Raw genomic sequence first — 22843 nt, 5'->3', positions numbered from 1 at the left:
GCCGTTCTCAGGCGTTATCGCCGCCCGCTTCACGGTGTGCGGGCAGTAAGTTCGCATGCGCCACCACCTCGTGATACACCCGCTGCGGCTGAATGACGCCCATCGGACCTTCAGCCTCCAGTGGCAGCGTATAGCCGGAACGCGAGGCGTGAACAATCCGGTGCAGTTCAAGATCCTGAATCGGCCCGGTGGTACGCGGATCGGCGGTGACAAACAGGCTGACGGTTTTTACCTTCAGCGCGACCGCCAAATGCAGCGGCCCGGTATCGCCGGTGACCAACAGTTCGAAACTGCCCAGCAGCGTCAGTAATTGTCGCAAACCGGTTTTGCCGATACGGTTATCCACCCGTTCACGGGTTCTGTCTTGCACCAGCTGCAAGAATTGCTGCGCTTTGCCCTCATCAAACGGCGCACCGATCAGCACAATGCGAACGTTGTCATGCTGCGCCGCCAGTTGATCCGCCAGGCTGGCAAAATGCGACACCGGCCAGCAACGCGATTCCGTTGAAGCCCCCAGTTGAAAACCGATGGTGCATAACGCGGGATCTTTTTCCCCTGCGGGGAACGGCGCCGGTACCTCCATGCTCGGATCGTCGGTGCGGCACCCCAAAATGGAAATCAGCTCCAGCTTACGGCGAATAAAGTGCCCGTAATAGTCAAATACATAGTTGGTCAGCCACGGCTCCAGGCCGCAAATACCGTTACGGTAATTATCGCGAATAATGTATTTGGCTCCGGCCAATACCGCGCTGATAACGTCATAAGGCTGATGGGAATGCAGAATCAACGCCAAATCGGGTTCAAATTGGCGCAACGATTTCAGCAACGGCCCCATGCTTTTGAATTTACTGTCCCAGTACACCACGCGGTTAAAGTAGCGGCCGTTTTCCACCAGCTCCTGATTCTTTTTATGCACCACCAGCGTGATATGCGCGTCGGGATAACGTTCGCGCACTGCGCGGATTGCCGGCGTGTTAAACATAAAATCGCCAAGCGCCGTGGTGGAATAAATCACGATATTGGCAAACTGCATGCCGGGATCGAAAGTGGCCTTATCCTGAAAACGCCCACGTTTTGCGACGTATCGCCGTAAAAACCAGTCCGCGAACTTTATTTTCCATTTCTTCGACATGTCAATTCACTTTACGTTGATAGTACTCGGCCAGCGTCATTCCCACCGTTCGTGAGTGCAGCCAGGCAAATAATTGTTCTAAATCGCGGTACAGCGCCTCGATATCCTGCTCGGTTTTAAACGTTGGGCTGCCACCGGGCATAAACTCGGAGGAATGCAGCATAAATTCAACGTAGTCATGCCCCTCGGCCAGCGACTGTTCGGCGACCCGCTGCATGTGATTCAGGTTGTTACCGGTTGGGCGTAGCCAATGCACCGAAGGTGAACGCCGTTTGCCGCGCAGGCGATCGTACCCCTGCTTCAGCGCGTTCATCATCCCCGAATGTTTGTACTGAATGCTCATCGGAACTTCCAGCAGACGCGACTGACCCGGACGGGCAATATTCTGCGGATCGATAAAATAGGCATGCGCCGGAAAATGGCGATAATCGGTACCGCCGTTGCCGTGCGGACTACCAGGAGAAAATTGCCAGTTGACCCGCGGTGTAACGGAACAATCGACCTGATAGCCGTATTCCAGCAGTAAACCGGCATAATATTCGTTGAACGCCCAGCGCCCGGCGCGGTGGCTGAGCATTTTGGTTTGAAAGGTGTCTTCCAGCAACTGGGTCATGTGATCGACTTTGGCGCGGATCTGGTCAACTGGATACTCAATCAGATAGGGCTTGTGGCGCCAATCGTCATCGGTCAGCGGCGTCAACGGCGGGCTGTTCCAGGCGTGCAGATGCATGCCGATCTCACCCGCGCCGCGCGCTATCACATCGCGCGCGAATTCGACGTACTGCGGGTCTACCGCCATTTCATAGTTGGTCAGATAAACCGGCTTAAAGGCGTATCGCTCGCACAGCGCCTGGAAACGCGGTAGAAAACGGGTGTTTTCCGTCGAAATACGATCGTGATTTTGCCACAGATTGTCGCCTTCGGTATCAATAGTGATGAGAAATGCCGGTTTAGTCATGAATATCGTGCCTGATATCAATAGAATGCATTATGTTACGCAGCCCGCGTGTCCAGGGCAAACGACTTCGCTGCGAGGTTTGGACAACGTTGAGGCGCATTTGTCGCGCACCGGCCGCTGTTTTTTGCTTCACGGCAAGAAAAACCGGCAACAGTAGCCACATGGGATAGTGTCATTTAGAATCATCCATTGGTTTCCCATATAGCGAATGATGATGAACGACGCGCCAGCACAGATCCCTGCCACTCCTCCACAGCGTATTTTGATCGTCAAGCTGCGCCACCACGGTGACATGCTGCTGACGACACCGGTTATCAACACGCTGAAAGCCAATTACCCCGAGGCGCAGATCGATGTGCTGCTGTATAAAGAAACCCAGGACATGCTGGCCGACAACCCGGCGTTGACGCAGGTGTTCATCATCGATCGCCAATGGAAAAAACAGGGCACCAGAGCCCACCTGGCGCAAGAATGGCGCCTGATCCGTCAATTGCAGGCCCGGCAGTACGATCTGGTGGTCAATCTGGCCGATCAGTGGCGCAGCGCGCTGGTTACTCGCCTCACCGGCGCAGCGGTTCGCCTGGGGTTTGATTTCCCCAAGCGACGCGGGGCGCTGTGGCGTCACTGCCATACTCACCTGGTGCCGGTCGACGACCACGCCAATCTTCATACCGTCGAGCAGAACCTGTCGCTGCTGCAACCGCTGGGCCTGAAAATCACCAACAGCCAGGTCACCATGAGCTACGCGCCGCAAGACTGGCAGGCGTGCGCCACGCTGTTGCAGCAGCACGGCATCAGCGACGGTTACATCATGGTGCAACCTACCTCTCGCTGGTTTTTTAAATGCTGGAGTGAGGAAAAAATGGCCGCCACCATCAGCGCGCTGCACGCCGATGGTCACACCATCGTCATTACCTCCGGTCCGGACGCTAAAGAACGCCAGATGGTCGAGCGTATTGTGGCCCAGAGCCCGCCGCAGGGTGTGGTGTCGCTGTCCGGCCAGTTGACACTGCGGCAACTGGCCGCGCTTATCGATCATGCCAAACTGTTTATCGGCGTAGATTCGGTGCCCATGCATATGGCGGCGGCGCTGCAAACGCCGTGCATCGCGCTGTTTGGCCCGTCCAAACTGGTGTTTTGGCGCCCGTGGCAGGCCATCGGCACCGTTATCTGGGCCGGCGATTATGGCACCCTGCCCGATCCGGATGATATCAATACCGGCACCGATGAACGCTACCTTGACCTTATTCCTACAGACGCGGTGATTGCAGCCGCGCGGAGCCAGCTTGCATGAAAGCATTTCGTTTGGCGATTGTGCGCCAAAAATATCGACCGGACGGCGGAGCCGAGCGTTTCGTTTCCCGAGCGCTGGAGGCTCTGGAGCAACAGGACCTCGAACTGAACGTGATCACCCGTGAATGGCAGGGTGACGCTAACCCAAATTGGCATATTCATTTATGTAACCCAATGAAGTTCGGCCGCATCAGTCGTGAACGCGGTTTCGCCGAAGCGGCACGCGCGCTCTGGCAGAAAGAACGGTTCGATCTGGTGCAGAGCCATGAGCGGATTGCCGGCTGCGATATTTATCGTGCCGGCGATGGGGTACACCGGCGCTGGCTGTTGCAACGTGCGCGCCTGTTGCCGGAATGGCGGCGCAAGTGGCTGTTTTCCAATCGTTACCACCGTTATGTGATGTGTGCTGAGCGCGCGATGTATGCTGCACCGGAACTGAAGGCGGTCATCTGCAACGCAGAAATGATCAAGCAGGAAATCATTGCCGACTTCGGCGTGCCGGCGGATAAAATCACCGTTATTTACAACGCGATCGATAACCAGAAATTCCTGCCGGCCAATCAGCAGCTCAGACAGCAGCTGCGTCAGCAGTACCAGATCCCGCAACAGGCGCACTGTCTGATTTTTGTCGGTTCCGGTTTTGAGCGCAAAGGCTTGGCAACGGCGATCCGCGCCGTCGCCGCCACCGACAGCTATTTGCTGGTGGTTGGCAAGGACAAGGCGGAAAAGCGCTACCGCGCACTGGCGCAGTCGTTAGGTTGTGGTGAACGGGTGCGTTTCATGGGGGTACAAAAGCAGACGCTGCCGTTCTACCAGAGTGCCGACGCGCTGTTACTGCCGACGCTGTACGATCCCTTCCCCAACGTGATTCTGGAGGCAATGTCCTGCGGGCTGCCGGTGATCACCAGCAACACCTGCGGCGGCAGCGAGTTTATTACGCCAGGGCAGAATGGCTATGTCACCGATGCGCTGGACGTCACGGCGATTGCCGAGGCCATCCGCGCGTTGCCACGCCAGGCCATCGGCTCATCGATGGGCGAAGCGGCGCGGCTGGGCATTATGTCGGCAACGCCGGCGCGACTCTCCGAACAACTGGTTTCGTTGTATAACCGACTACTGGATTAACCTATGCGTATCCTGATGATTATCGACGGGCTGCCCGGCGGCGGAGCAGAAAAGGTGGTACTGACCCTGTGTCAGGGCATGCAGCAACTGGGTCATGAGGTCAGTCTGATCTCCTTGCGCGACGTATGTAACTACCCGATCCCCCCAGGCATTCACTATCAGGTAGTGGCAGATCGCAGCCGCGCGCCGTGGCGCAAGCTGACCGAGCTTTCACGCCGTGCCGCACAGCTGGACCAGGCCGTCACCGCCAACGAGCGGCAGCATGGCGCATACGATTTGGTATTTTCCAATCTGCACAAAACCGATCGTATCGTCAGCCGCAGCACGCTGCTTGGCGGCGATCGAGTCTGGTTCTGCATTCACGGCATGCTGTCCACCTCCTATCTCGGTCACCGCAGCGGACTGGACCGCTGGCTGAAGCAGCGCAAGATTGCCAAGGTTTACCACCAGCGCAATATCGTGGCCGTTTCACGCGCGGTGGGCGACGATCTGCAACAGAATCTGCCCATTCGCGCCAAACAGCTGGCGGTGATCAACAACCCGTTTGATATCGCCGCCATTGAACAGTTGGCCGCGCAACCGTGCGAGCTGGCCGGCCAAGACTATCTGCTGCATGTCGGACGCTTCCACCCGCACAAGCGCCACGATCGGCTGCTGAAGGCCTATGCGCTATCCGGCATTGAGGCGCCTCTGGCGTTGATTGGCGCGGGTAAAGAGAGCGAGCTCGACGCCGTCAGGCAGTTGGCGAGCCAGTTGGGTATCGAACAGCGCGTCCTGCTGCTCGGCTTCCAGGAAAATCCGTACCCGTTTATCAAGCATGCGGCTCAGTTGGTGCTCAGTTCAGACAGTGAAGGGTTCGGCAACGTGTTGGTGGAAGCGCTGCTGTGCGGCACGCCGGTGGTCAGTACCCGCTGCCCGGGTGGTCCGGCGGAGATTCTGGAAAATGCCGGCATGACCGACGCATTGGCGGAGCTGAATGAAAACTCGCTGGCGGAGAAAATGGCGCTGATATATCGTCAGCCGCCAGAAATAAATCACCAACGGCTGATGCGCTACGGTCTACAGCCTATTTGCGAGCAATATCTGGCACTGAAAAAATAATCGCGGCAGGGGTTAGCCCCCTGCCCAGAATAATTAACCGAGCGCCTGTATCCGTTGCCAGACGTCCTCCACCGGCACGTCAATACAGTCACCGGATTCGGTTTGCAATATTTCATATTGCCCTGACCAGGGATGCCAGGATTCTTTATCGGTATCGCCAAAGAACACCACCTGGGTTTTATTCAACGCCGCCGCCAAATGCATTTGCCCACCGTCGCTGCACAACACCAAGTGGCATAAATCGAATGCCGCGAGCAGCTCGCGCACCGAGGCCGTCGGATACAGGGCAACGCGTTCGCTTTGGCATTGCGCCAGCAACTGCTCCGCACGCTTTTGATCGCCGATGTCGTCCGGCGCCAGCGTGCCCTGCGGCGACCAGAAAATCAGCACGGCATTATCGCTATCGACGGTCAAGCGGCGCACGATCTCGGCATAACGCTCCAGCGGCCAGCGACGATTGGCAATACGGCTGCTGATATGCACCGCGTAAATACGCGTGGCGTCCGGCAGCAGTCGCTGCCGCCGTTGTTGCGCCAACTGCTGCTCTTCGGCGGTCAAATACACCCGCACCGGTGGAATGGCGATCGGTTTATCGGTAATGGCAGACAGATAGCTGAAGGTGTGCTCTACCTGATGCTTACCGGAAAAATCGTCATGTTTAAACGGGCGGGTTATTTCCGGCGTGCCCAGATCGGCACCGATAATATGTTTGGCTCCCGCCATTTTCGCCAGTCGTAAACTGTATTTACAGGGCACCGGGTTGGCGAGAATCGCCGCATCGAAGTTAATTTTACGCAGTTTGAGAAAAATCATCAGGCGTTCAAGATAAACCCCCAGCGTGGTTTCATTTTTCGCCTTGTGCTTGGCTTTCTTATAAACAAAAACCCGTTCGATATGGGGATTATTCTTAACGACGTCCTGACTGATTTTATTGATTAACAGGTAGAGTTTGGCCTCGGGATAGGCAATTTTTACCGCTTCAATCAGCGGGGTCGTACAAACCAGATCGCCAATGTTGTCGCGGCGAATAATTAAAATATTTTTCATACCAAGCCTATCGACGAAAACGCTCGCCTGTTGTCTGAAACTGCCACCCAAGGTTACCAAATTAGCGCCTTTCCCTTCCAGTTATGGTACTATTCCGATTAACCCATATAAATGAAATTGATAGAATGTTGCTGCGTTTATATCAGGTACTACTCTACCTCATCCAACCCCTGATCTGGCTCCGCTTATTACTGCGTAGCCGCAAAGCGCCAGCCTACCGAAAACGCTGGGCAGAGCGCTATGGCTTCTGCGCCGGCAAAGTGGTGCCGGGCGGTATCATGCTGCATTCCGTTTCTGTCGGTGAGACACTCGCCGCCATCCCGCTGGTACGCGCGCTGCGTCACCGCTACCCTTATTTGCCGATTACTGTGACCACAATGACGCCGACTGGTTCAGAGCGCGTTCAGTCCGCCTTCGGCAAAGACGTCCATCACGTTTATCTGCCCTACGATCTGCCCGGCTCAATGCGTCGTTTCCTCGATCAGGTGAATCCCAAATTGGTGATCATCATGGAAACCGAGCTGTGGCCAAACATGATCAATGCGCTGCACCAGCGCCAAATCCCGCTGGTGATCGCCAACGCGCGTCTTTCCGCCCGTTCTGCGGCGGGCTACAAGAAAATTGGCGGCTTCGTGCGTGATATGCTGCGGCGCATTACGCTGATTGCCGCACAAAATCAGGAGGATGGCGAGCGCTTTATCGAGCTGGGTCTCAAGCGTTCGCAACTGACGGTCACCGGCAGCCTGAAGTTTGATATTTCCGTCACGCCGGAACTGGCGGCACGAGCCGTCACGCTGCGGCGACAATGGGCGCCGCGTCGCCCAGTGTGGATAGCCACCAGCACCCACGAAGGCGAAGAGGCCATTCTGCTGGCGGCGCACCGCAAGCTGCTGGAGCAACACCCCGAGCTGCTGTTGATTTTGGTACCCCGCCATCCGGAACGCTTCCCCACCGCCAAAGAGCTGACGCAAAAAGCCGGCTTCAGTTACATCACCCGCAGCAGCGGCGAGATCCCCTCTGGTAGCACGCAGGTGGTTATCGGCGACACCATGGGCGAACTGATGCTGCTGTACGGTATTGCCGATCTGGCCTTCGTCGGCGGCAGCCTGGTGGAGCGTGGCGGTCATAACCCACTGGAAGCCGCGGCGCACGCCATTCCGGTGCTGATGGGACCGCATACTTTCAACTTCAAGGATATCTGCGCCAAGCTGTCACAGGCCGAAGGGCTGATTACCATCACCGATGTCGATTCACTGGTCAAAGAAGTGGCAACACTGCTGACCGATGAAGACTACCGCCGTTACTATGGCCGCCATGCCGTGGAAGTACTGTATCAAAATCAGGGAGCGCTCCAGCGCCTGCTGCAACTGCTGGAGCCCTATCTGCCGCCTCGGAGTCACTAATGAGCAACCGCAAAAGCCTGTCGGTAGTCATGATTGCGAAAAACGAAGCCGACCTGCTACCGGATTGCCTGCAATCGGTGCAATGGGCCGATGAAATCATCGTGCTTGACGGCGGCAGCCAGGACGCAAGCCGCGCCATCGCCGAAGGCCTGGGCGCCAAAGTACTGGAGAACAGCGACTGGCAAGGCTTTGGCAAACAGCGCCAACTCGCCCAGCGCTACGCCAGCTGCGATTACGTTTTTATGATCGATGCCGACGAGCGCGTCACCCCGCAATTGCGTCAGTCGATTGAACAGACGCTGAGCGCCGCTGACGACAACGTGGTTTACAGCATCGGCCGCCGTAACCTGTTTCTCGGCCGCTTTATGCGCCACAGCGGCTGGTATCCAGACCGCGTCAATCGTCTGTACGCCCGTGAACGCTACCGCTATAACGACCACCTGGTGCATGAGTCGCTGGCCATCGGCAGCGCCCGCGTAGTGCCGTTAAGTGGCGATCTGCTGCACCTGACCTGCCGTGACTTCTTCGCCTTCCAGCGCAAGCAGCTGCATTACGCGCAGGAATGGGCCAATCAACGCCATGCGGCCGGCAAGCACTGTGGCTATGCGTCGATTCTCAGCCATACGCTGGGTGCCTTCTGCAAAACCTGGCTGCTGCGTGCGGGCTTCCTTGACGGCAAACAGGGGTTGCTGTTGGCGGTGGTTAACGCGCAATATACCTTCAATAAATACGCCGCCCTGTGGGCGTTGGGCCGTAACAACGCTGAGAAGTGAATATGACCAGTAAAGCCATCTATCCCGGTACCTTCGATCCGATGACCAACGGTCATCTGGATTTGGTCACCCGCGCGTCGCTGATGTTCGATCGTGTGATCCTGGCCATTGCCGCCAGCCCAAGCAAAAAACCGCTGTTTACCCTGGAGGAGCGCGTAGCGCTGGCGACGCAGGTCACCTCGCATCTGGACAATGTCGAAGTGCTGGGCTTTAGCGAACTGATGGCCCATTTCGCCGCCCATCAGAACGCCAATATTCTGGTGCGCGGCCTGCGGGCGGTTTCGGACTTTGAGTATGAATTGCAGTTGGCCAACATGAATCGCCACCTGATGCCCCAGTTGGAGAGCGTGTTTCTGATGCCGTCGGAAGAGTGGTCATTCATCTCCTCGTCGCTGGTAAAAGAAGTGGCTCGTCACGGTGGAGACATTTCACCGTTCTTGCCGGATGTCGTCACCCAGGCGCTGATGGCAAAACTGTCGACCCAGTGATCAATGCTGGCAGCGGCGGCAAAAGAAAGTGCTGCGCTGCCCGTGTTTGGCGCTTTCAATCGGCGTGCCGCAAACACGGCAAGGTTCCCCCGCTCGCCCATACACCTGCAATTCCTGCGCAAAATATCCCGGCTTGCCGTCTGATTGCAGGAAATCCCGCAACGTGGTGCCACCCTGCTCGATCGAACGCAGTAATACCGCCTTGATGGTCTCCGCCAGCAGGTCAGCTTCGGCCCGCGTCAACGACCCGGCCTGACGGTCGGGCAGAATTCCAGCGGTAAACAGCGATTCGCTGGCATAAATATTACCGACGCCCACCACCAGTTTGTTATCCATCAGCCAGGGTTTGATCAGGGTGCGCTTGTTACGTGATTTATCAAAAAGATACTGGCCGTCAAACGCTTCGCTCAACGGTTCCGGCCCCAGGTGGGCCAACACGTTGCTGGCTGCCAGATCGTCACACCATAACCAGGCACCGAAACGACGTGGATCGGTGTAGCGCAGGATCATGCCGTTGCTCATTACCAGGTCAACGTGGTCATGCTTGCCCGCCTCACTCTCTTCCGCCAGCATACGCAGGCTGCCTGACATGCCGAGATGTACGATTATCCAGCCGTGATCCAGCTCAATCAGCAGGTATTTGGCACGACGCTGTACGCTGCGCACCGGCCGGTCGCTCAATGCCAGGATTTGTTCTGAGACAGGCCAGCGCAAACGTGCATTGCGCACCACGGCGTACTGAATACTGTGGCCAACAAGATAAGGCTCGATACCACGACGGCTGGTTTCAACTTCTGGCAATTCAGGCATGGCGTGCTCTCCCTCAGACTTAACCCTTTATTATAAAACAAAAAACCCGGCCGAAGCCGGGTTTCAATTAATCCGCTAAATTAACGATTACTTAATTTTAGCTTCTTTGTAGATCACGTGTTGACGGACAACTGGATCGAATTTCTTCAGTTCCAATTTTTCCGGCTTAGTACGCTTGTTCTTCGTGGTGGTATAGAAGTGACCAGTACCAGCAGAAGAAACCAGCTTGATCTTCTCGCGAACACCTTTAGCCATGATGCAGTTCCTTAATACTTCTCACCACGGGCACGCAGATCGGCCAAGACCGTCTCAATACCCTTCTTATCAATAACACGCATACCTTTAGCAGATACACGCAGAGTTACAAAGCGCTTCTCAGCCTCAACCCAAAAACGGTGTGAGTGCAGGTTTGGCAGAAAACGGCGTTTGGTCGCGTTCATTGCGTGGGAACGGTTGTTACCGCTCACCGGGCGCTTGCCAGTAACTTGGCAGACTCGGGACATGTCTATTCTCCAAAAATCAAATCAGCTCGAGCTTCGTATAGGGTATGGCCGCCTCGTCAGGCTTTAGAGCCCATCTCAGCAAACTTCATACTGAGGAGACTCTCGTCATCAGGTCAGAAACCGCACACCAGGTCAGAAACCTGCTGAGATAGGCTCTTAACGCCAAACCCAAGATTCTCAAAGGTGGCGTAGTATACGCTCTGAAGCGTAAGTGCTCAAGTCCCGAACAGCTAAAGATCCCGCAAGGATCGCGAAAAATTTGCCTAAAGCCATCCGCGCTCGGCGAAAGAGACACATTCACCCCGGCCAATCACCAAGTGATCGAGCACTCGGATCTCCAATAATTGACAGGCGTTCGCCACCTGTTCCGTAATCAGACGGTCGGCATGACTGGGTTCGGCCTTACCCGAAGGATGATTATGCGCCAGAATGATCGCGGCCGCATTAGCCTTCAGCGCTTCGCGCACGATTTCCCTCGGGTGGACGACGACGCTGCTGATGGTACCAGTAAACATCTCTTGATGGCGAATGACCCGGTGCTGGTTGTCCAAAAACAGCACCAGAAATACTTCGCGCTCGCGGTGAGCCAGCAAACTTTGCAGGTAATGGCGGGTAACCTTTGGGTTCAGCAATGCGTTTTCCTGCGCCAATTGACAGGCAAAACAGCGGAAAGCCAGCTCCGAAATGGCCTGCAGCTGACTGTAAGTGGCGTCACCCACGCCCTTCTGACTGCAAAACTGCGCATAATCCGCGGCAATCAACTGATGCAACGAACCAAACTGGAGCAACATTTGCTCCGCCCGCTGCATCACATGCACCCCGGGTAATCCGGTTCGCAGAAAAATCGCCAACAGCTCGACGTCCGACAAGGCCGCCGCGCCATCACGCAACAGCTTTTCCCTTGGCGCCAGCTCCCCTGGCCATAACGACATATCCTCACAGCTCATCATCGGCCTCCCTGACAGCGCCAAATCATGCCATGCCAACGATGGTGCAACGACAAGTGATTGATAACCTTGCGAGGCAACGCGCAAAGCCAGATGTAACGATTTGCACGCACCGCAGAAGCGCTCACCTGCCCGGCGGTTATGCTAAAATGGCCTATCCTTCGGTTTTCAATCGGACAATGATGATGACGGGACTTTCCGGCAAACGTATTGTACTGGGCATTAGTGGCGGCATCGCTGCCTATAAATGTCCGGAACTGGTACGCCGTCTGCGAGACAGAGGCGCTGAGGTGCGCGTGGTGATGACGCATGCGGCCAAGGCATTTATTACCCCACTGACGCTACAGGCGGTGTCGGGTTATCCGGTGTCGGACGATCTGCTGGATCCCGCCGCGGAAGCCGCCATGGGTCACATCGAACTGGGCAAATGGGCCGATCTGGTGATTCTGGCGCCGGCGACCGCCGATTTGCTGGCGCGCGTTGCCGCCGGTATGGCCAACGATCTGCTGACCACCGTTTGCCTGGCCACCGCCGCACCGATCGCCGCAGCACCGGCCATGAATCAGCAGATGTACCGCGCCGCCGCAACCCAGGCAAACCTGCAAACGCTACAGGCGCGCGGCATGCTGCTGTGGGGGCCGGACAGCGGTAACCAGGCCTGTGGCGACGTCGGCCCGGGCCGCATGCTGGATCCGCTGGATATTATCGATCTGGCGAACGCCTATTTTTCTGCGCCGCAGGATCTGACACATTTAAAGGTTATGATCACCGCTGGCCCAACGCGTGAAGCGCTGGATCCGGTACGGTTTATCACCAACCACAGCTCCGGCAAAATGGGTTTTGCCATTGCCGCCGCTGCCGCCGCGCGTGGCGCGCAGGTCACGCTGATTGCCGGGCCGGTCAGCCAACCGACACCGCCGGGAGTGACGCGCATTGACGTCACCAGCGCGCTGGAAATGGAGCTCGCCGTACAGCAACGTGCGGCAGCACAAAACATTTTCATTGGCTGTGCTGCGGTGGCGGATTACCGCGCCGCCCAGATCGCCGACGAAAAAATAAAAAAACAGGGTGATGACATCACCCTCAAGATGGTAAAAAACCCCGACATTGTCGCCGGCGTTGGCGCAATGAACAAAAATCGGCCTTTTGTCGTTGGGTTTGCCGCCGAAACCCAGAATGTGGAAGAATACGCGCGACAAAAACTGGTGCGCAAGAAACTGGATTTAATCTGCGCCAATGATGTATCGCTTGCAGGGCAGGGTTTCAACAGTGATACCAATGCATTGCATCTTTTTTGGCAGGATGGGGAAAAACGCCTGGCGCTCAGCGATAAGGCACTCCTTGGCCAACGTTTAATAGACGAGATAGTCAGCCGTTATGATGAAAAAAATCGACGTTAAAATTCTCGACCCGCGTATCGGTCAGGATTTCCCATTACCGACCTATGCCACGCCTGGCTCCGCCGGTCTTGATCTGCGCGCCTGCCTGGACAGTGCGGTGGAATTGGCTGCCGGTGAAACCACGCTGCTGCCTACCGGGCTGGCAATTCACATCGCCGACGCCAGCCTGGCTGCGGTGATCCTGCCACGCTCCGGTCTGGGCCATAAGCACGGCGTGGTGCTGGGTAATCTGGTGGGCCTGATTGATTCCGATTATCAGGGTCAACTGATGGTTTCCGTTTGGAACCGCGGGCAGAAATCGTTCACTATTGAACCCGGCGAACGCATCGCGCAGATGGTTTTTGTGCCGGTCGTTCAGGCCGAATTCAACCTGGTGGAAGCGTTCGACGACAGTGAGCGCGGCGAAGGCGGCTTCGGCCATTCCGGGCGCCACTAGGCCCCGTTAGCACGTTACCCGGCAGGGAATGTCGCCAGGAACGTTGGCGTCCAGAGAGTACGATCTCCCTGCGACAGACGTCCTCGACAATGCGGCATCGCATGCCGGGCAACGCGGAGAATACCGGCCCAAAAGGGCCGTTGACCCCACACCGTAAAAAAGCTATCACATAAGCCGCACAGAGTTTTCTCTGGCGCGGCCGGTGCCGGGTTTTCGAAAGTCCAAGCCGTTTTAGCAAGGGTCTAATCAGACATGGCAGAAAAAGAAAATACCAAAAGGAATCGGCGCGAGGAGATTTTGCAGGCGTTAGCCCAGATGCTGGAATCCAGCGATGGCAGTCAGCGCATCACCACGGCAAAGCTGGCAGCAAACGTCGGTGTTTCCGAAGCCGCGCTTTACCGGCATTTTCCCAGCAAGACACGAATGTTTGACAGCCTGATCGAGTTTATTGAAGACAGCCTGATTACGCGCATCAACCTGATTCTTCAGGACGAGAAAGAGACTTTCAGTCGCCTGCGTCTGATTCTGCTGCTGGTTCTCGGGTTTGCCGAACGCAATCCTGGGTTGACGCGCATCATGACCGGTCATGCGCTGATGTTTGAACAGGATCGGCTGCAAGGCCGCATCAATCAGCTGTTTGAACGTATCGAGGCGCAGCTGCGCCAGGTACTTAAAGAGCGCAAGCTGCGGGAAGGCAAAGGGTTTATCGTGGACGAAACGCTACTGGCCAGCCAACTGCTGGCATTTTGCGAAGGCATGCTGTCGCGCTACGTACGTTCCGAATTCCGCTACCGCCCAACGGAAGAGTTTGACGGACGCTGGCCGCTGCTGGCGGCTCAATTGCAATAACACAACGCCGGGCATGCCCGGCGTTTTTTATACCGTCAGCGCCTGAATCAAACGCCGTATTGCTCACGATAGGCGCGTACCGCCGCCAGGTGATCGGCCATTTCCGGTTTTTCTTCCAGATAGGCAATCAAATCCTTCAGCGTAACAATCGAAATCACTTTGCAGTGGTAATCACGTTCAACTTCCTGAATGGCAGAAATGTCGCCACGGCCGCGCTCCTGACGATCCAGCGAAATCAGCACCCCGGACAGGCTGGCGCCGCTGGCGCTGATGATTTCCATCGATTCGCGAATAGCGGTACCGGCGGTGATCACGTCATCCACCAGCATCACCCGGCCTTGCAGTGGGCTACCCACCAGCGACCCACCTTCACCATGGGTTTTGGCTTCTTTGCGGTTGAAGCAGTAAGGCACATCGCGCTGGTGGTGTTCAGCCAGCGCCACCGCGGTGGTGGTAGCAATCGGAATGCCCTTGTAGGCCGGGCCAAACAGCAGATCGAAGTCAATCGCGGAATCCACCAGCGCCTCGGCGTAAAAGCGCCCCAACAGCGCCAGATCGCGCCCGGTATTGAACAGGCCGGCGTTAAAGAAATACGGGCTGGTACGGCCGGATTTCAACGTGAACTCACCGAATTTCAATACCTGTTTGTTGAGCGCAAACTCGATAAACTGGCGCTGATAGGCTTTCATTACTGCTTCTCCTCGTTTGGTCTTGATTGATGCTGCGCCCGATCGGCGGGCGTAAAAAAGGCGACCTCTCGGTCGCCTTGAAAATTAGTCTGCCAACGCCGCTTTCTGCGCCTGGAAGATGGTTTCGATGCCTCCTCGAGCCAGCGCCAGCAACGCCAGCAGCTCGTCATGGCTGAACGGCTCGCCCTCGGCGGTGCCTTGCACCTCAATCATACGGCCGTCTTCCATCATCACCACGTTCATGTCGGTTTCGGCGGCGGAATCTTCTACATACTCCAGATCGCACAACGCCTCGCCGTTCACGATACCCACCGACACCGCTGCCACCATGCCTTTCATCGGGTTCGCTTTCAGCTTGCCGGCCGCCACCAGCGCATTCAGCGCATCGGCCAAAGCGACGCAGGCGCCGGTGATCGATGCGGTACGCGTGCCGCCATCCGCCTGCAATACGTCACAGTCGAGGGTAATAGTGAACTCACCGAGCTTTTTCAAATCGACCGCCGCACGCAGCGAACGAGCGATCAGACGCTGGATTTCCAGCGTGCGCCCACCCTGCTTGCCTTTGGCAGCTTCGCGCGCATTACGGCTGTGGGTAGAGCGCGGCAGCATGCCGTATTCCGCGGTGATCCAACCCTGGCCCTGACCTTTCAGAAAGCGCGGAACGCCATCTTCAACCGTGGCGGTGCACAAAACCTTGGTATCGCCAAACTCAACCAGCACTGAACCTTCAGCGTGTTTCGTGTAGTGACGGGTGAGTGTCAGGGGGCGAACGTGTTGTGGTGCTCTGCCAGCAGGACGCATGGGCTTTCTCCGCTTTAATTCATCATTGGCTGCGCATTATACGGGCTTCGTGACGTTATGCCTATCCTGCCTGCGGACGCGACGCTATAATCGATTCATCTTTTCTTCTACGGGTACGCACAAATGATCCGCAGCATGACCGCCTACGCCCGGCGTGAAATCAAGGGTGAATGGGGCAGCGCAGCTTGGGAGCTGCGTTCCGTTAACCAACGCTATCTCGAAACCTATATCCGCTTGCCGGAACAATTTCGCAGCCTGGAGCCAGTGATCCGCGAACGTATTCGCGCCCGGCTGACGCGCGGCAAAGTGGAATGCAACCTGCGTTTTGAACTGGATCCCAGCGCGCAAAGTTCGCTACTGCTCAACGAAAAGCTGGCCAAACAGCTGGTAGAAGCGGCCAACTGGGTAAAAATGCAGAGCGACGAAGGGGAAATCAATCCCATCGACGTACTGCGCTGGCCTGGCGTGATGTCCGCTCAGGAGCAGGATCTGGACGCCATCAGCGCCCAACTGATGCAGGCGCTGGACGGTGCGCTGGATGACTTTATCACCGCACGCGAAAGCGAAGGCACCGCGCTGAAGGCACTGATCGAGCAGCGTCTGGACGGTGTCAGTGGCGAAGTGAGCAAAGTGCGTGCCCAGATGCCCAATATTCTACAATGGCAACGCGAGCGCTTGGTCAGCAAGCTGGAAGAAGCGCAGGTACAGCTGGAAAGCACCCGTCTCGAGCAGGAACTGGTGCTGATGGCACAGCGCATTGACGTCGCCGAAGAGCTGGATCGACTTGACGCGCATGTGAAAGAAACGCACAACATCCTGAAGAAAAAAGAAGCCGTCGGCCGTCGTCTGGACTTTATGATGCAAGAGTTCAACCGCGAATCGAACACCCTGGCGTCTAAATCAATCAATGCCGAGGTCACCACCTCCGCGATTGAACTGAAAGTGCTGATCGAACAGATGCGCGAGCAGATTCAGAACATCGAGTAACCCGCCTCGCGGTTCATATGCCCGCACTGGAAGGTGCGGGCTTTTTATTGCCGCTGGCGCCCCGTCAGAACTCTTGTTGGCTGGGTCGCAATACAATCTCGTTAATATCCACTTCCGCAGGCTGTTCGATCGCATACGCCACGGCACGCGCAACCGAATCCGCCGGGATCGCCTGCTGGTAAAATTCCTGCACGAACTGCGAACTGTCGGCGTCCGAGCTGCCAAACTTCAATTCGGAGTCCACCGCACCCGGGCAAATCGTCGTGGTGCGGATATGCGCCCCTACCTCATGGCGCAACCCTTCAGAAATGGCGCGCACGGCAAATTTGGTGCCGCTGTAAACCGTCCCCCCAGGGCTGAAGACCTTCACGCCGGCCACCGAAGAAACTTTAATGAAATGGCCGCCGTTTTGTCGCTCGAATACCGGCAGCGCCGCCGCGATACCGTACAACACTCCCTTGATGTTGATGGGGATGCCGTTGTCCCTGCCAGGCGGATACCGCGTCGGCTGGGATAACTGGTTTTATTTATGAAAAACCAAAGAATTCGCACCGGCAATGACAAACGGCGCGGCCTGTGGCCCGGCAATAGTATTTTGTTCTAATTATCACTCAGAGTAATGAAAGGCGGCGCAAGCTGTGGCTAAATATCGTTTTTCTAGCCCGCTTGTTGTACGGACTCTGTATGTCGCAAATTTTGCAATTCCTTTTGGCGCTGGTGGTGATTATTGCCCTGGCGCTGCTGGTCAGTCATGACCGCAGAAAAATTCGCCCACGTTATATTCTGCAATTGTTAGCGATCGAAGGCGCTCTGGCCTATTTCTTTCTGCACTCCGCCAGCGGTTTAAGCGTGATTAAATCCATCGCCGGTTTCTTCGAACTGCTGCTGACCTATGCTGCGCAAGGTTCCGAATTCGTGTTTGGCGGTATGAGCAAGGAAGGGCTGTCATTTATCTTCCTGGGCGTGTTGTGCCCAATAATCTTTATTTCCGCACTGATCGGTATTCTGCAGCATTTTCGCATTCTGCCTTTGATTATCCGCCTGGTCGGTACCCTGCTGTCAAAAGTGAACGGCATGGGCAAGTTGGAGTCCTTCAATGCGGTCAGCACCCTGGTGCTAGGCCAGTCGGAAAACTTTATCGCCTATAAAGGCATTATTGGCGATATCTCGCCACGCCGTATGTACACCATGGCCGCCACGGCTATGTCGACGGTGTCGATGTCGATCGTTGGCGCCTATATGGCGATGATCGATGCGCAGTACGTGGTTGCTGCGCTGGTGCTGAACATGTTCAGTACCTTTATTATCCTGTCAATTATCAATCCCTATCAACAGGATGATGAACCCGAACTGAAGCTCAACAAGCTGCATGAAGATCAAAGCTTCTTTGAAATGCTGGGGGAATACATTCTGGCGGGATTCAAGATCGCGATGATTATTGCCGCCATGCTGATCGGCTTTATCGCGCTGATTGCCGCGGTCAACGCCATTTTCGCGGCGATATTCGGCATCAGCTTCCAGCAAATTCTGGGCTATGTGTTCTACCCGTTGGCATGGCTGATTGGCATTCCAGCTCACGACGCCTTACAGGCCGGCAGCATCATGGCGACCAAGCTGGTTGCCAACGAGTTTGTCGCGATGATCGAACTGAAAAAGATTGCGGCGGAAATGAGCCCGCGCGGCGTGGGCATTCTGTCGGTGTTCCTGGTGTCATTTGCCAACTTTGCCTCAATCGGCATCGTCGCCGGCGCCATCAAAGGCCTGAATGAACAACAGGGCAACGTGGTTTCCCGCTTTGGCCTGAAACTGGTTTATGGCTCCACGCTGGTCAGTCTGCTTTCCGCAGCGATTGCCGGGCTGGTGTTGTAACGCGCAAGTGGCCCGTGAACGATTCACGGGCCAAGCTTGATTAAAATGCCACACAAACCGGCGCATCAACGCGCATAACCGAATCCTGCGAGAATTGCTGTTTATAACTCGTGCGCAGCGCCTCGATATCGCCTTCGCTTGCTGTGCCGGGCATATGAATCAACACCAATGCCTTGCTGTTTTCGCGCACCAGTTGTCCCTCGTGACCTAACCATTGACCACGAGCGTCAAATACCGATAACCCCTGCTTGAAGCGCGGCGTCACTTGCCGGTCGACAAAACTCTGCCATTCTTGCCCGCTAAGCGCCGGACCATGCGGTCGGTTGAGACCAAAATACAGCGTGGTTTGCACCATCGGTTCACCCGTTACACAGCGTGCCTGCGAGGAAGGCGCAGACAGCGGCGTGGAGCTGGACGCAACACAGCCAGCAAGTAATAACGCTGCACCGACGGTGGTCAGCCAGGTCAAGGTCTTTACCATCATATTTCCTTATGCGCTAATATTGCTTCACGCGCCATAAAGCACCCTGACAGGGCAGTGCGGCGCAATATAAATAAAATAAACTAATCCGAAATTTAATCAGTTAGAAAAACTCAGTGGCGATATGACGTCGTGCTCGTTACTCTTCAGATTACGACTTACTCTTGTCCTCAGCGAAGCCCTCATGTTATTGAGCATTCTTTATATCATTGGTATCACTGCCGAAGCCATGACCGGTGCACTCGCCGCTGGACGCCGCCAAATGGACATGTTTGGCGTAATCTTTATCGCCTCTGCCACCGCTATCGGCGGCGGTTCGGTACGTGACATGCTGCTCGGTCATTATCCGCTGAGCTGGGTCAAACATCCTGAATACATTGTGATTGTTGCCATCGCCGCGATCGTTACCACCTGGCTTGCCCCGCTGATGCGTCACTTACGCCGCCTGTTCCTGGTGCTGGATGCCGTCGGCTTGATAGTGTTTTCTATCATTGGCGCACAAGTAGCCCTGGATATGGGTCACGGGCCGATCATTGCCGCCATTGCCGCGGTAATCACCGGCGTATTTGGCGGCGTACTGCGTGATATGTTTTGCAATCGCATCCCTTTGGTTTTTCAAAAAGAAATTTATGCCGGCATCGCCTTTGCCGCCGCCTGGCTGTACATCGGCCTGCTTCACCTGAGCCTGCCGCATAATGTGGTGGTGATCATCACGCTGGTCGCCGGTTTAAGCGCCCGTCTGATCGCACTGCGTTTTCGTCTGGGTCTGCCGGTATTCAATTACCAGCATCACGATCACTGAGGCTGGGAAGAAAAGCCGTCAATCTGCTGTTCGGCCAGCGCGTCGGCCAGTTGCCTGACCGACGGATGCTGGAAGAACGCCCTGATATTATTGGCTCGTTTCGCGCCAATCCCGGCATTTTGCTGCCATGCCTGCGTCGTCAGTTGCAGCGCCGGCACCCAATGCTCAACGCCAAGGCTCTGTGACGGCGTCAAGGGCGCACCCAACGCGATCAGCCAGCGCGCAAAAGGTCGTTGCAGCGCCAGCCTGAATTGTTGATAAATGTCTTGTGCACGTTTGTGGCCGATACCCGGTACCGCCATTAGCTGCTGCGGCGTTAACGTTAACCAGTCCGCCAGATTCTTTACCAGCGATTGTTCAATCAGCGCTCGCCAACTCGCCTCATTCACACCGCGCAGATTTAATCCCTGCGCCCCGCTCAGCCAGACCAGTCGCGCAATCAACTGCTGTCGGCAGCCTGGCTGTAATTCAAAGCAGCTCAAAGCATGGTAACGATTGGCATCGGGTACCGTAAGCGGCTGTCGTTCAACCGCACGCCACACCACGTCGCGCAGATACGGAATACCATGCCCTTGCAGGCTGATGGCGACATGATCGCCAGGCAGCGCGTTCAACTGTTGCCACAACGGCAGCGACCCCACGTTGACTCGGCGAACCCACTTGTCATCCAGACGTATCGGATCCAGCGCCAAAACCACCGCAATCTTGCCGGTGCGACCAATGCGGAAAATAACCTTGTTTACTCGCGCCACCTGCTGCACGGCCGGATACTTCCAGGCTACCGCCCACTCCGCCGGCTTATTACGCCAGTAACGCCCTTGCGGCGGGCTGTCTTGATGAATGACCACGCCATCGGTGACGAAAGGCAGCGGGTTTTGATGCCAGTGACTACGCCAGTGTTCAACGCCGTCGACATCATTGACCGACCGCGTGTAAGCCTGCGCCAGCGGGAAGCCGAGCGTGGCAAGTTGCCGCAGCCGCTCGGCCATGGTTGCCGGGCCATCGGGCCATCCCCAGACAAACAGCCCAATCTGCGCTAATAACGGCGACGGCCGCTGGCGCAACAGCGCACCGGCCACCCTTGAGCGCGCATTCACCCCGCCGGTAAGGTTTTGCTGATGATCGGTCATCATCAGAAACAGCTCTCCCTGCAATACCAACCTTTCCGGCGCATCTGGCAAGCTGGACGGTACCGCAGGGATGGACTTCACTTTTTCCAGCCAGTCTTCACCCTGTTTGCCATCGCCACGGCTAATGGCGCCGATCAGCGTGCCCCGCTGGTACACCAGCGTTACCGCAACGCCGTCCACTTTCGGTTGCACCCAAAGCGCGTCGCGGCCGCGCATCCATTGCACCACTGCCTGACGATCCGCCAGTTTGCGCAACCCGGTATGGGCAACGGGATGTGGCGTCTTCCCCACCGGCAACGCCGGTAATGCGTCGCCGTCACCGCTCCCCGCACAAGATTGCCAAAGACGCAGTTTCTGTCGCAGGCTGTCGTAGAGTTCATCGTCAATCAGCCCCTGTCCCTGCTGATAATAGGCGACATCCCAGCGCGTCAGTTGCTGTTCCAGTGCCGTCATTTCCAACGACAGCCGTTCCTGGCGCCACGCGGGACATGTTTCCGCCCCGGCGGCGGCGCAGCACATTGCCCACCACAACGCGAGGACAAGCCAGACCCGATATTTCTGCATGCTGCACCTCCCTGATTGACGTCATTAAACCCCCCATGCGCAAACCAGGCCAGCGACCATAAATAACGCTGCAAAATGTCTTCCAAAAGAAATTGTTGTTTGCAGAAAACTACGGAAATATCGCGATACGTTGCGCAGATTTGTTTTTTGCCGACGTTTTCACACAAAGCAATGGGCAAAATGCGCGCAAACGCTGCAACAAGGGCGTTAGCCGTGTATACTGTGCGGAGAAAATACACATCCGCTGTTATTGGCACATCAACCGCTATCAACGAACATCATCATGGCTCAAGGCACGCTTTATATTGTCTCTGCTCCCAGTGGCGCAGGTAAATCAAGTCTGATTCAGGCTTTGTTAAAGACGCAACCGCTGTACGACACACAGGTTTCGGTTTCGCACACCACGCGCGCAAGTCGCCCGGGTGAACAACATGGCGAGCATTATTTCTTTGTCTCGCACGACGAATTCCGTCACATGATCGCGCAGGATGCGTTTCTTGAGCATGCCGAAGTGTTCGGCAATTATTACGGTACCTCACGCGCCGCCATCGAGCAGGTGCTGTCGACCGGCGTCGATGTTTTCCTTGATATCGACTGGCAGGGGGCGCAGCAGATTCGCGCCAAAATGCCGCAGGCGCGCAGCATCTTCATTCTGCCGCCGTCGAAGGAAGAACTGGGGCGCCGCCTGCGCGGACGCGGTCAGGATTCCGAAGACGTGATCGCCAGGCGCATGGCGCAGGCGGTTGCAGAAATGACGCATTATGCGGAGTATGATTATCTGATTGTGAATGATGATTTCGATCTGGCGCTGTCCGATCTGAAAACCATTATTCGCGCTGAGCGCCTGCGTTTAGGCCGGCAAATGCTGCGGCATGACGCTTTAATCAGCAAACTATTGGCAGACTGAAGTCAGTTTCAGTATTATGCCCAGTCTTTTCGTCACCTGTGGAGTAGCACAAATATGGCACGCGTAACTGTTCAAGACGCTGTAGAGAAAATTGGTAACCGTTTTGACCTGGTGTTGGTCGCTGCTCGTCGGGCACGTCAAATCCAGACCGGCGGTAAAGACGCTCTGGTTCCAGAAGAGAACGACAAGTACACCGTGATCGCCCTGCGCGAAATCGAAGAGGGTCTGATCAATAACCAGATCCTGGATGTGCGTGAGCGCCAAGAGCAGCAAGAGCAGGAAGCCGCAGAAATTCAAGCGGTTACCGCGATTGCTGAAGGTCGTCGTTAATTAGACTGCGAGTCTGCC

General features: G+C 56.2%; 26 protein-coding genes. 14 read left to right on the top strand and 12 right to left on the bottom strand.

The genetic code is table 11. The features are described from left to right. Window positions 1–7 precede the first annotated feature (7 nt). Entirely contained in the window at window positions 8–1132 is a 1125-nt protein-coding gene (locus tag AC2AXP_RS21195; protein ID WP_198773845.1) for a glycosyltransferase family 9 protein, read from the bottom strand. Between the two features lies 1 nt (window position 1133). Then, window positions 1134–2090: a polysaccharide deacetylase family protein gene (locus AC2AXP_RS21190; RefSeq protein ID WP_004956691.1), complete on the bottom strand. Its 957-nt coding sequence runs from the start codon at window positions 2088–2090 to the stop codon at window positions 1134–1136. A gap of 211 nt (window positions 2091–2301) precedes the next feature. On the opposite strand from AC2AXP_RS21190, the gene rfaQ reads away from it, so the two are divergent. Genes rfaQ through AC2AXP_RS21175 form a run of 3 tightly spaced genes read left to right on the top strand, consistent with a single transcriptional unit; the run spans window position 2302 to window position 5609 of the window. Continuing rightward, on the top strand, window positions 2302–3384 hold the full coding sequence (gene rfaQ, locus AC2AXP_RS21185) for a putative lipopolysaccharide heptosyltransferase III (protein WP_198773855.1): 1083 nt from the start codon (window positions 2302–2304) through the stop codon (window positions 3382–3384). Continuing rightward, window positions 3381–4508: a glycosyltransferase family 4 protein gene (locus AC2AXP_RS21180; protein WP_004956702.1), complete on the top strand. Its 1128-nt coding sequence runs from the start codon at window positions 3381–3383 to the stop codon at window positions 4506–4508. The genes rfaQ and AC2AXP_RS21180 overlap by 4 nt, the downstream gene beginning before the upstream one ends. A gap of 3 nt (window positions 4509–4511) precedes the next feature. Next, window positions 4512–5609 (top strand): glycosyltransferase, encoded by a 1098-nt coding sequence (locus AC2AXP_RS21175; protein WP_004956704.1) that lies wholly within the window; start codon window positions 4512–4514, stop codon window positions 5607–5609. A gap of 33 nt (window positions 5610–5642) precedes the next feature. Here the strand turns inward: AC2AXP_RS21175 and AC2AXP_RS21170 are convergent, their stop codons facing one another. Beyond that, window positions 5643–6656, bottom strand: coding sequence for a glycosyltransferase family 9 protein (locus tag AC2AXP_RS21170; RefSeq protein WP_004956706.1), 1014 nt, complete (start codon window positions 6654–6656; stop codon window positions 5643–5645). 125 nt (window positions 6657–6781) lie between these two features. Here AC2AXP_RS21170 and waaA point away from each other — a divergent pair, with 125 nt between their 5' ends. Genes waaA through coaD form a run of 3 tightly spaced genes read left to right on the top strand, consistent with a single transcriptional unit; the run spans window position 6782 to window position 9320 of the window. Then, the gene (gene waaA / locus AC2AXP_RS21165; RefSeq protein WP_039991430.1) at window positions 6782–8059 is read left to right on the top strand and encodes a lipid IV(A) 3-deoxy-D-manno-octulosonic acid transferase; all 1278 of its coding nucleotides are present in this window, start codon (window positions 6782–6784) and stop codon (window positions 8057–8059) included. Further along, window positions 8059–8832, top strand: coding sequence for a glycosyltransferase family 2 protein (locus AC2AXP_RS21160; RefSeq protein ID WP_004956711.1), 774 nt, complete (start codon window positions 8059–8061; stop codon window positions 8830–8832). The genes waaA and AC2AXP_RS21160 overlap by 1 nt, the downstream gene beginning before the upstream one ends. Before the next feature lie 2 nt (window positions 8833–8834). Beyond that, window positions 8835–9320 (top strand): pantetheine-phosphate adenylyltransferase, encoded by a 486-nt coding sequence (gene coaD / locus AC2AXP_RS21155; RefSeq protein ID WP_004956712.1) that lies wholly within the window; start codon window positions 8835–8837, stop codon window positions 9318–9320. Here the strand turns inward: coaD and mutM are convergent, their stop codons facing one another. The 4 genes from mutM to radC all read right to left on the bottom strand — a co-directional run bounded on the left by mutM (window position 9321) and on the right by radC (window position 11565). Continuing rightward, the gene (gene mutM, locus AC2AXP_RS21150) at window positions 9321–10130 is read right to left on the bottom strand and encodes a bifunctional DNA-formamidopyrimidine glycosylase/DNA-(apurinic or apyrimidinic site) lyase (protein ID WP_004956715.1); all 810 of its coding nucleotides are present in this window, start codon (window positions 10128–10130) and stop codon (window positions 9321–9323) included. 87 nt (window positions 10131–10217) lie between these two features. Then, on the bottom strand, window positions 10218–10385 hold the full coding sequence (gene rpmG / locus AC2AXP_RS21145; protein WP_004392084.1) for a 50S ribosomal protein L33: 168 nt from the start codon (window positions 10383–10385) through the stop codon (window positions 10218–10220). An 11-nt stretch (window positions 10386–10396) separates the two neighbouring features. After that, window positions 10397–10633 carry a 50S ribosomal protein L28 gene (rpmB, locus tag AC2AXP_RS21140; RefSeq protein ID WP_004931195.1) on the bottom strand — a complete coding sequence of 79 codons (237 nt, stop codon included), beginning with the start codon at window positions 10631–10633 and terminating at the stop codon, window positions 10397–10399. Between the two features lie 263 nt (window positions 10634–10896). After that, window positions 10897–11565: a RadC family protein gene (gene radC, locus AC2AXP_RS21135; protein WP_039992473.1), complete on the bottom strand. Its 669-nt coding sequence runs from the start codon at window positions 11563–11565 to the stop codon at window positions 10897–10899. A gap of 197 nt (window positions 11566–11762) precedes the next feature. On the opposite strand from radC, the gene coaBC reads away from it, so the two are divergent. The 3 genes from coaBC to slmA all read left to right on the top strand — a co-directional run bounded on the left by coaBC (window position 11763) and on the right by slmA (window position 14265). After that, on the top strand, window positions 11763–12980 hold the full coding sequence (gene coaBC, locus AC2AXP_RS21130; protein WP_182646430.1) for a bifunctional phosphopantothenoylcysteine decarboxylase/phosphopantothenate--cysteine ligase CoaBC: 1218 nt from the start codon (window positions 11763–11765) through the stop codon (window positions 12978–12980). Continuing rightward, a complete protein-coding gene (gene dut / locus AC2AXP_RS21125) occupies window positions 12958–13416 on the top strand; it encodes a dUTP diphosphatase (protein ID WP_004956733.1) in 459 nt (152 codons plus the stop codon). Before coaBC ends, dut begins: the two co-directional genes overlap by 23 nt. 252 nt (window positions 13417–13668) lie before the next feature. Next, window positions 13669–14265, top strand: a complete 597-nt coding sequence (gene slmA, locus AC2AXP_RS21120) for a nucleoid occlusion factor SlmA (RefSeq protein ID WP_004956735.1) — start codon at window positions 13669–13671, stop codon at window positions 14263–14265. Window positions 14266–14312: 47 nt separating this feature from the next. Here slmA and pyrE read toward each other — a convergent pair whose 3' ends face one another. Beyond that, the gene (gene pyrE, locus AC2AXP_RS21115; RefSeq protein ID WP_004956738.1) at window positions 14313–14954 is read right to left on the bottom strand and encodes an orotate phosphoribosyltransferase; all 642 of its coding nucleotides are present in this window, start codon (window positions 14952–14954) and stop codon (window positions 14313–14315) included. Between the two features lie 84 nt (window positions 14955–15038). Further along, a complete protein-coding gene (gene rph / locus AC2AXP_RS21110) occupies window positions 15039–15755 on the bottom strand; it encodes a ribonuclease PH (protein WP_039991437.1) in 717 nt (238 codons plus the stop codon). A gap of 123 nt (window positions 15756–15878) precedes the next feature. On the opposite strand from rph, the gene AC2AXP_RS21105 reads away from it, so the two are divergent. Then, a complete protein-coding gene (locus tag AC2AXP_RS21105; protein WP_198773847.1) occupies window positions 15879–16742 on the top strand; it encodes a YicC/YloC family endoribonuclease in 864 nt (287 codons plus the stop codon). 64 nt (window positions 16743–16806) lie between these two features. On the opposite strand, the gene AC2AXP_RS21100 is transcribed toward AC2AXP_RS21105, so the two are convergent. Next, window positions 16807–17205: an SDR family oxidoreductase gene (locus AC2AXP_RS21100; protein WP_081445061.1), complete on the bottom strand. Its 399-nt coding sequence runs from the start codon at window positions 17203–17205 to the stop codon at window positions 16807–16809. 221 nt (window positions 17206–17426) lie between these two features. On the opposite strand from AC2AXP_RS21100, the gene AC2AXP_RS21095 reads away from it, so the two are divergent. Continuing rightward, a complete protein-coding gene (locus AC2AXP_RS21095; protein WP_004956749.1) occupies window positions 17427–18611 on the top strand; it encodes a NupC/NupG family nucleoside CNT transporter in 1185 nt (394 codons plus the stop codon). Between the two features lie 40 nt (window positions 18612–18651). Here the strand turns inward: AC2AXP_RS21095 and AC2AXP_RS21090 are convergent, their stop codons facing one another. After that, window positions 18652–19092: a DUF3574 domain-containing protein gene (locus AC2AXP_RS21090; RefSeq protein WP_039991438.1), complete on the bottom strand. Its 441-nt coding sequence runs from the start codon at window positions 19090–19092 to the stop codon at window positions 18652–18654. A 184-nt stretch (window positions 19093–19276) separates the two neighbouring features. Here AC2AXP_RS21090 and AC2AXP_RS21085 point away from each other — a divergent pair, with 184 nt between their 5' ends. Continuing rightward, the gene (locus AC2AXP_RS21085; protein ID WP_039991440.1) at window positions 19277–19894 is read left to right on the top strand and encodes a trimeric intracellular cation channel family protein; all 618 of its coding nucleotides are present in this window, start codon (window positions 19277–19279) and stop codon (window positions 19892–19894) included. On the opposite strand, the gene ligB is transcribed toward AC2AXP_RS21085, so the two are convergent. Continuing rightward, window positions 19888–21588 (bottom strand): NAD-dependent DNA ligase LigB, encoded by a 1701-nt coding sequence (gene ligB / locus AC2AXP_RS21080; protein ID WP_484381915.1) that lies wholly within the window; start codon window positions 21586–21588, stop codon window positions 19888–19890. The two genes, AC2AXP_RS21085 and ligB, sit on opposite strands and share 7 nt — an antisense overlap. Window positions 21589–21871: 283 nt before the next feature. On the opposite strand from ligB, the gene gmk reads away from it, so the two are divergent. Then, complete coding sequence (gene gmk, locus AC2AXP_RS21075) at window positions 21872–22495, top strand: guanylate kinase (protein WP_004956760.1); 624 nt, start codon at window positions 21872–21874, stop codon at window positions 22493–22495. Between the two features lie 54 nt (window positions 22496–22549). After that, window positions 22550–22825 (top strand): DNA-directed RNA polymerase subunit omega, encoded by a 276-nt coding sequence (gene rpoZ, locus AC2AXP_RS21070; RefSeq protein WP_004956763.1) that lies wholly within the window; start codon window positions 22550–22552, stop codon window positions 22823–22825. Window positions 22826–22843: the final 18 nt, after the last annotated feature.

The organism is Serratia sp. Sp408, assembly GCF_057180665.1.
Note: the sequence above shows the minus strand (reverse complement) of the source record. Positions and strands in the feature narration are given on the sequence as shown.